The organism is Bacillus sanguinis (assembly GCF_018332475.1).
GTDB lineage: Bacteria > Bacillota > Bacilli > Bacillales > Bacillaceae_G > Bacillus_A > Bacillus_A sanguinis.
Map to the genome: position 1 here is coordinate 1 of NZ_BOQB01000342.1, position 9,449 is coordinate 9,449.

7 protein-coding genes and 1 pseudogene are annotated in these 9,449 nt (G+C 34.7%); all 8 read right to left on the reverse strand.

Translation table 11 applies throughout. From position 1 onward, the window contains the following. The coding region (locus KI369_RS25485) for a hypothetical protein (RefSeq protein WP_212958137.1) at positions 1–945 on the reverse strand (945 nt) is incomplete at its 3' end. A 162-nt stretch (positions 946–1,107) separates the two neighbouring features. Further along, on the reverse strand, positions 1,108–2,832 hold the full coding sequence (cydC, locus tag KI369_RS25490; RefSeq protein WP_212958139.1) for a thiol reductant ABC exporter subunit CydC: 1,725 nt from the start codon (positions 2,830–2,832) through the stop codon (positions 1,108–1,110). A gap of 2 nt (positions 2,833–2,834) precedes the next feature. Further along, complete coding sequence (gene cydD / locus KI369_RS25495) at positions 2,835–4,550, reverse strand: thiol reductant ABC exporter subunit CydD (RefSeq protein ID WP_212958141.1); 1,716 nt, start codon at positions 4,548–4,550, stop codon at positions 2,835–2,837. Continuing rightward, the gene (gene cydB / locus KI369_RS25500; protein ID WP_212958143.1) at positions 4,550–5,566 is read right to left on the reverse strand and encodes a cytochrome d ubiquinol oxidase subunit II; all 1,017 of its coding nucleotides are present in this window, start codon (positions 5,564–5,566) and stop codon (positions 4,550–4,552) included. The genes cydD and cydB overlap by 1 nt, the downstream gene beginning before the upstream one ends. After that, on the reverse strand, positions 5,553–6,956 hold the full coding sequence (gene cydA / locus KI369_RS25505; RefSeq protein ID WP_071757893.1) for a cytochrome ubiquinol oxidase subunit I: 1,404 nt from the start codon (positions 6,954–6,956) through the stop codon (positions 5,553–5,555). Before cydA ends, cydB begins: the two co-directional genes overlap by 14 nt. Before the next feature lie 618 nt (positions 6,957–7,574). Continuing rightward, positions 7,575–8,630 (reverse strand): LLM class flavin-dependent oxidoreductase, encoded by a 1,056-nt coding sequence (locus KI369_RS25510; protein ID WP_212958154.1) that lies wholly within the window; start codon positions 8,628–8,630, stop codon positions 7,575–7,577. Positions 8,631–8,750: 120 nt separating this feature from the next. Continuing rightward, positions 8,751–9,194 (reverse strand): MarR family winged helix-turn-helix transcriptional regulator, encoded by a 444-nt coding sequence (locus KI369_RS25515; RefSeq protein WP_001205523.1) that lies wholly within the window; start codon positions 9,192–9,194, stop codon positions 8,751–8,753. Positions 9,195–9,338: 144 nt separating this feature from the next. Further along, positions 9,339–9,449, reverse strand: a pseudogene (locus tag KI369_RS25520) (carboxymuconolactone decarboxylase family protein); the annotation flags it as partial.

Below are 9,449 nucleotides of genomic sequence, written 5' to 3' on the forward strand. Positions count from 1 at the left end.
GAAATAATGTGAAGTAACAGGGAATACAACAATTAGTGGTTTTATATCATGTTTTAACAGTAGTTCTAAATATTTTTTGAAAATCGTTTTATATTCAACTAAAGTATGAGGATATGATAATTTAGCATGCGACGCTGCTCTTATTTTTCCGTGTTCTTCAAAAGGAATGTGAAGAGGCGTGGTATTCCATTCAGCACTTATCCAGGGCAATATCAATGATTCATCTTTTAGTTCGTCTAATAAAATATATTCAAAATGCAAATTAAAAATAGAAAAAAGTGGTTTCGGGGTATTTAGATGAGAGAATCCATCAGTGGGCAGAGGAGAATGAACTACAGTATGATGACCGTCTTGAAACAATGGATAATATACTTTGTGAATTCTATATGATTCAGATGATAACGACATGTCAAAGTAAAACGAGAAATAAGCTATTCCTATCAAACAATATTGAAAGGAGTGATCGTTTGATAGAAGTTGTGACGCTATTAAATAATCATAGTAAAGATCTTGCGATGGAAGTGTTAATTTTATTGACTTTTTTGAGAGGAGCTCTGTACTTATACCACAATGCGGATAAGATAAACCTGTCGCAAACAATTCATACGTCGGATCACTCTTTGCTTTTTTCATAGCAATGTATAAAGACATAAGATCCGGATTTATTTGATATATAGAAATTAATTTATTCTTCCATTCATACATGTATTTTGTTAAATTAATAATTTTCGAATTTTGCACGCCCCTGTCTCTCAATTCACTTGTAAGTTTTTCTGCGTCCACTCTCCAAATGATTATATATTGAAAAGCATTTTCTATATGAACAATATCTGAAACGTCTACAACTTGAACAATTGTTTTACATTTGTTTTTGTCTAATACATTTCGAATCCTTTCCCCCGATAATTCATCACTTAAAATAAGAATTTTATACTGCCTCTCCATGTACATCCCCTCCATTATATGTATAATATGAAATTCATCTTTAATTCGTAACGATCATATACATCTGCAATCCAGCATAAAAAAGAATAAAATATTCATTCCAAAACAAAAAATAGCTTCACCATTTGGCGTAGCTATTTTTACAATTATTACTTATTCAAACTATATTCCTTTATCTAACTCATATAGTTTTCGATACTTCTCATTTTCTTTCAGAAGTTGTTCATGACTACCTTGCATCACAATTTGACCACGATCAAGGAATATTACTTCATCAACATGCTCAATCCCTACAAGATGGTGCGTAATCCAAATTACTGTCTTTTCTTCCGTTGCAGAAAACATTGTTTCTATTAAAGATAATTCTGTCTTTGGATCTAAGCCAATTGTAGGTTCATCTAGTACAATGATTGGTGATTCTTGCATTAGCGTTCTTGCAAAAGCAACCCGTTGTCTTTCCCCGCCAGAAAATCTTTTCCCCATTTCATGCATTTTTGTTTGTAATCCATCTGGAAGAGAAGCAATATGCGAAGCTAATTGTGCTTTCTCTAAAGCTTTCCATATTTCTTCATCCGTAGCCTCTGGTTTGCCGATTCGCACATTATTTCCAATTGTCGTATCGAATAAATGCGGTTTTTGATTCAATACAGAAATATATTTTGATAAAAGATTCGTATGAGCATGTTCACTATTTAATAAAACTTCACCATGCAACGGGCTTAGCGCACCTGTTAACAATTTTAACAAAGTAGATTTCCCTGTTCCGCTTCTTCCTAAAATGGCGATTTTCTTTCCTGCCTTTATTTGTAGTGATACTTCTTTCAATACGAATTCATTACTATCTGGGTAACTATACGATACATCTTTTAATTCAATGTCTATATGCTTTGATGGAGCATAATCTTTATCTTCATGTAATTCCTTTTCATCGTGTAAAACATCATTACCTTCTATTTGATTTAGACGATGAGCAGATTCTACATATGATGGAATGCGATCGATGGCATCTGAAAGAGGAATAAGCGCATTTGTGACAGATAACGTCATTAAGACGAAAGCCGCAATAACGGTAGGTGCAATTTGTTCACTTGCCGCCTCATTTCCAGTCCATATGATCATTGAAATAACTACAATCCCCACTACTAATTGAATGATACTATCCCGAATGTGATTCCAGCGTTTCATTCTTTTTTCCGTTTTTAACAACTGCGCATTTTGTTCTACATACTTATCAATGAATTCATCTTTTCTACCACTTGCTTGCCAATCAGATAATCCAAAAACAGCGTCTGTTAGTTGTTGATACAAACTGTTTCTTCCTTGTTTTAACGTAACATGATGTCGCTTCATTAAAAGTAAGGATACAAATGGAAGAAGAAAGACGATAATCGCTAGCATACATGCTGCAATAAGTGCAAACACTACGTCAAATGCACCAATAACAACTACGAATATGCTATATACAACTAATGCTAATATGCTAGGAAATATTGTACGTAAATATAGGTTTTGCAAATGCTCTATATCTTCGGATAATACACCTAACATGTCGCCCGTTTGAAATCGTGAACGGAAAAATAACGCCTGCGGTTCTACTATTCTATATAGTTTCGTTCTCATCTTTTCTAAAATACGTAGTACGACATCGTGCCCAACTAAACGCTCTAAATAATGAAATACTGCTTGTCCTATACTAAACGCACGTGTTGCAACGATAGGAACATATACAGCCATTACATTTTCTGGTCTAAGAGCAGATTTAGAGATTAAATAACCTGATATGAAAAGTAACATCGCACCTGAACTAACTCCAAGAAGACCAAGGAAAATAGTTACAGTCATTCTACCTTTATTTTGCTGTATATAAGGTTTAATCCAGTTACTCATCTCTATCCCCTCTCTTTCCTGTGAAAATGTAATGCCTCATTCTTTAAAAGTTCTTCATACGTTCCACTTTCTATCATTTCCCCTTTATTTAAAATAAGAATATGATCCATCTGTTTCATCCAGTGAAGACGATGTGTTGCAAGAAATACTAACTTACCTTCAAACAGACGTAGCATCGATTGCTTGATTTCAAATTCAGTTTCTATATCAAGATGTGCCGTAGGCTCGTCTAATAAAATAATTGGCTTTTTACTTAAAAGGGCACGTGCCATAGCGACACGTTGTTCTTGTCCGCCACTAAGCATACGCCCACCTTCTCCAATTCTCTCGTACATCCCATTTGGAAGCGATGTAACGAGTGTATGAAGACCCACTTCATTAATGACTCTTTCCACTTCTTCATCAGTTGTATTTGTTTCATAGAAACAAATGTTATCTTTTAATGAAAGCGGGAAAATATAAGGTTGCTGCGGAATATAAGCAATATTCTTTTGCCACTCTTCACGAGTAGACCCGTCGATTTCTACACCATTTACGATCATCTTTCCATCCGAAGGAGTTAAAAAACCTGCTAATACGTCGATTAACGTCGATTTCCCTGCCCCACTTTCACCGATTACACCTATAGTGCCACTGCCTTCCCAAGTAAAGTTAATTCCTTCTAATATTGCCTTTTCAGATTCATCAATCTTTACTTTTACATCTTGTAATTTCAAGTTACTAGAGGAATTCCAAATTAGATCTACATTAGATTCTTTCTTTCTTAATTCTTTTTGTTGCTGTAAAATCTCTTCTATTTGCTCCATTGCAAGTTGCCCATCTAACGTAGCATGATAATTTGCTCCAACTTGTTTAATTGGCAAGAAGTATTCCGGAGCTAAAATTAAAATCGTAAGGGCTGGCAATAGTACAATTGTCCCGTCTATTAAACGTATCCCTAATCCGACCGCCACAAATGCGATTGATAAACTCGTAAAGAAATCTAATGCAAAAGAAGAAAGAAAAGCAACTCGCAAAGTACGCATCGTTGCTTTTCTATATCTTTTACTTACTTTTTCAATCTGTCCTTCATGCTGTTTACTTTTACCTAAATACTTTAATGTTTCTAACCCTTTTAACGTATCTACAAAATGATTAGAAAGTACACGATATGTCTCATACTGACTATCCGCCATTTTCTGCGCTGCTAATCCTAGTAGAATCATAAATATAATTACAATAGGAATCGTTACAACTAAAATGATTCCAGACTTAATATCTAGCGTAAAAACATATAGTACAATTAGCCCCGGTACGATACTACTTCTAATCATTTTAGGAATTGTTAATTCAATATATGTTTTAAATTTCTCAATCCCTTCTATCGATAAGGTAACCAGATGACCTGTTCCAGCAGTTTGAACATATCGTGGACCTAATGTGAAATACGCCTCTATTAATTGTTTTCGCAGTAGCGATCCTGTTTTTTCAGCGAAACGTTCCACTAATATTTGTGATATTCGCACTAGCATGTGACGCACTGCAAACGCGATTCCAAAATAAACCGTTTCATTTAACACAGATTGCACTGTTTCTCCTTGAAATAAAAACGTAATAGCCCGCGCTAAAAACACTGTTTGTGCAATAATACTCAAAGCTTCTAAAATGCTAATGATTGTTAACACTACATATAAAACTCGGCTACCAGGATACGATGGAAGTCCTCTTTTTCTTTTCATTAGTACTCCAAATCTTTATCTGACTTAACAGGTTGTCTAAATACATAGAAACTCCATATTTGACTTCCCAAAACAAATGGCAATATAGCAATTGAAAAATACGTCATCAGTTTTAGTGCATAATCTCCCGATGCTGCATTATAAATTGTTAAATCGTATATTGACCCTAATGAGCTAATTAAGACACGTGGGAACATGCCGGCAAACACACTCGCACTTAGTAAAATGATTGTTACACTCGTCATAACGAAAGCCCAACCATCTCTTCTTCTTTTATTTAATAATGTTGACGCACATAATGCTACAAAAGCTCCAATTGGAACCATAATCCACTCTGTACCATGCCCAGTGAATATATCTGTTTTCCATAACCCTACACCGGCAAAAATAAGAAGTGCTATAATCGCGAGTGGTGCAATTTTCAACGCAGCAATACGCGCACGTTCTCTTAACTTGCCAGTTGTACGTATAGTAAGGAATTGCAAGCCGTGAACAATACATAGCAGAAGGAACATAACTCCTCCTAGTAATGCAAATGGATGAAGTAATTGTAAGAATCCACCTACAGCATTTTTCGTCTCATCAATTGGAATACCTACCATAAAGTTAGCAATGGCAACTCCCCAAAGGATAGGCGGGAGCAAACTTCCTAAAAACATACCCCAATCCCAAAAACCTTTCCATTTATGATTATCTATTTTCGCACGGAATTTAAAGGAAACACCTCTAATAATTAAAGCAAGAAGCATAAATACAAACGGAATGTAAAACCCGCTAAATAAAGTTGCATACCAGTGCGGGAATGCTGCGAACATAGCTCCACCTGCACAAACAAGCCATACTTCATTCGCGTGCCAAAATGGACCAATTGTATTTAAGTAAATTCTTTTCTCTAAATCGTTTTCCCCTAAAAACCTTGAAACTATACCTACACCGAAATCGAAACCTTCAAGTACAAAGAAGCCTACGAATAAAACTGCAATAATGATAAACCACAACTCATTAAGAGATAACATACTCATCCTCCTTATCAAATGGATCATGGCTTTGAGAATCCTGTTTCGCTTTCTTATTCTCATGTCCTTTAATAGTACGAACGAATAAGTAAATAGTGATTCCACCTATAATTAAATATAGTGATGTGAACGAAACTAAAGAGAATAATACTTCTCCGAACGTAACATTTGGAGATACAGCATCTTCCGTTTTCATAACACCGAAAACTACCCAAGGTTGACGTCCCATTTCAGTCATAATCCATCCAACTGTATTACCGATAAACGGAAGTGCAATTGCATACACCATTAATTTTAAATACCAAGTTTTTTCAGCTAAACGATCTTTTCTTGATAAGAACCATCCGTACGCTCCTAGAAGAAGCATAAATGTTCCACTCATTACCATCGCTCTAAAACTCCAGAACATAGTGTGTACTGGTGGAATATAGTCTCCAGGCCCATATTTTTCTTCATATTGCTTTTGAATTTGATTCATCCCTTCTACTTGACCGCTAAATTTATCAAATGATAATAGACTTAGCATATAAGGGATTTGAATTTCAAACGAGTTTTCTTGCTTCTCTGCATCAATTTTTGCAAATACTGTAAATGGCGCTGGATCTTCACTCGTATTCCATAACGCTTCAGCTGCTGCCATTTTCATTGGATGTGTCTTAATTAATTGTTGTGCTTGCGCATGACCGAAGAATAATACTAGCGCAGTTGTAAGTGTTCCAACAATGATAGAAATGCGGAACGATTTTTTAAACACTTCAGTTTCTTGAGCTTTCGTTATTTTCCATGCACTCACACCTGCAATAAAGAATGCACCAGTTGCAATCGCCGCTGTAATTGTATGCGGGAATTGTACCCATAATTGTGGGTTTTGAATGATCGCTAAGAAATCATTCATTTGTGCACGTCCATCTGCTGCCATTTCATATCCTACTGGCGATTGCATAAATGCACTTGCAGTTAAAATCCAAAACGCTGATAACATTGTTCCAATTGAAAGGAGCCAAATACATAAAAGGTGAATGCGCTTCGGTAATTTATCTTCACCAAATACCCATAAACCTAGGAATGTAGACTCAATGAAAAATGCTAATAAACCTTCAATCGCAAGTGATGGACCAAACACATCACCTACGAAACGTGAATATGTTGACCAGTTCATACCAAACTGGAATTCTTGTAAAATACCAGTTACTACACCTACCGCAAAGTTTACAAGGAATATTTGTGTCCAAAACTTCGTCATCTTCTTATAAATTTCTTGTCCCTTTACCACATACAACGTTTGCATTAGCGCAATGATAAAAGCTAAACCAATAGACAGCGGAACAAAAAAGTAATGGAAAATCGTTGTTGATGCGAATTGTATTCGTGCCAATTCGAGCGTTTCCATACTACAATCACTTCCTTCATAATTTTTTATATCGTAATTTCGATTGAGTTGTATGAATAAAACAACTCAAATCTTAGAAATATAGAAAGATAAATTTGTTTATGTACTTTTAGAAAATATAAATTTTCAGTTTTCAAGATAATTACAAAAGAACTTTCTCATAAAATTTACCTTTTCACTATTTCAGTAGTGTTTTATCCGTTAATCGAATTGTATAATATACCTGCATAGTAAATTCAGTTGATTTTTGACGTATTATTGACATCATTTTGTCTGAAATATGTCTTTTGTCATTTTTTTGAATCAGATTTTTTTCATTACTAAAATGTATTTTTTTAATATAAGACTTACTTTCGCATCAATAAAATACTCGTTTCCCTCTTCATACACTTGACTTTCCCATGAAAAAATGTCCTCTAAACCAACAAATAAATCAGTTAGTTTTTTGTCAAGAGAAAAATATATTTTTTAAAATTCAAACACAAAATATTGTTATTCAAAAATAGAAAATATCCTCCCTCTTACTAGACTAAAAATTCATTTTTTTGTCATTTTTCCAAACTAAATTCATACATAAAAAAATACCGAGAATCGATTAGACTCTCGGTATTTTTTATATTATTTTGCTGTATGTTTTCTAACAGTCGGTAAAATTTCAGTAGCAATTAATTCGATGTTTTTCTCAATTTGATTAAGTGGTACACCACCAAAATCAACCTGTGCCATAAAACGTTGTTGCCCAAACAATTCATATTGATAAAGCATTTTTTCAATAATTTGTTGCGGGCTACCAACCATTAATGCGTCACGGTAATCTACTGCATTTGTAAATTGTTCTTTCGGATACCCACCACCGCGTAGTGTAAGCATACCAGCATTAATATGAGGATAGTATTCATTAAATGCATCTTGTGAATTTTTTGCTGTATAAAATAAACTCGTCGTTGCAACTGGTAAGCTTGCTGGATCAAATCCACTTTGCTCAGCAGCCTCACGGTAAGCATCTACTGATCCTTTAAAGTTAATAGCTGGACCACCTAGTGTTGTTATCATCATTGGCACACCCGCGCGTCCTGCTTTAATTGCACTCGCTGGCGGGCCACCAACTGCACGCCAAATTGGTAAGTTATTATTTTTAGCTCTTGGAATAACCGATGCGTGTGCAAGCGGTGCTCTGAACTGTCCATTCCATGTTACATGTTCCTCTTTATTAATTTTTAATAAAAGATCCATCTTCTCTTCAAATAACTCTTCATAATCATTTACATCATAACCAAGTAAACTATATCCCCCAATACGCGATCCACGACCAGCTACGATTTCTGCACGTCCATTAGAAATCAAGTCAATTGTAGCAAAGTCCTCATATACTCGCACCGGATCAGACGTACTTATTATCGTTGCTGAACTTGCAATTTTTATATTTTTCGTAGCTTGTGCAATCGCTCCTAAAATAACTGTATGAGCTTGCGTTGTAAAATGCGTTTGATGACTTTCACCGACAGCAAATACATCAAGTCCAGCTTCATCCGCTAACTTTGCTGTTTCAATTAACTCATGAATTCTTTGTTCTGCGCTAATTTTCTCTCCGTTATGTGGATTTAAAACGTGATCCCCAATTGAATATAATCCAAACTCCATTCCTTTACCTGTATCCATACGGTATTTTTCCATAATTACTCTCTCCTTTAATGATGTGGTATTAGCTTCTCTTCTAAAAACGTTAGTAATTCAAATATATCTCTCTATCACTTACAATGTCACTTGATTAGTCAATTGATGTTGTAAAAAAAATTACTCTTGCGGTAATTCTTTTTTTTCACTATGTTTATGAACTTTCGTCATTAGCTCGTATAATATTTTCTGCTCTTCTTCATTTAATACATCATCAAAAAACGAAGATTGAAACGCAAGTTGCTCTGGCAATGCTCTCTCTAAAGCTGCTTCTCCTTGCTCTGTAAGACTAATCGTTTTCGTTTTCCAATCTTGTTTTCGTACAATATATCCTTCTTTTTCAAGACGAGTTAACATTCGAGAAATACCGCCCTGTGTAACAGTTACCTTTTCTGCTAACTCCATTTGCGTTAATGGCTGATACGTACGTATTTGCAAAAGAACATCAAATTGAGCTGTCGTTAAATCAAAACGTTTTAAAAACTCATTTGACATCTGATTACTTTGGTTTGTAAATCGTATTAAACGTAACCATATTAATGATCCTATCGTATTATCACGCATGTTTGATCACATCCTATCGTGAATCTTACTATCACTTTACTACGCAAGTGATAAAAAAGCAAGAGAAAAAGTGAAAAATATCTCATTAAAAAATAACGATAAGAAAGAATTCATTTAAACATGAATTCTTTCTTATCGTTATTTTTAACTTTCCATTTCATTCATTGCTATATTTAAAGCTCCTGCTGCTTTGGGCCAACCAACATAAAAAGCCATATGTGTTATCAATGCAATCAATTCATTTTCTTTAATTTC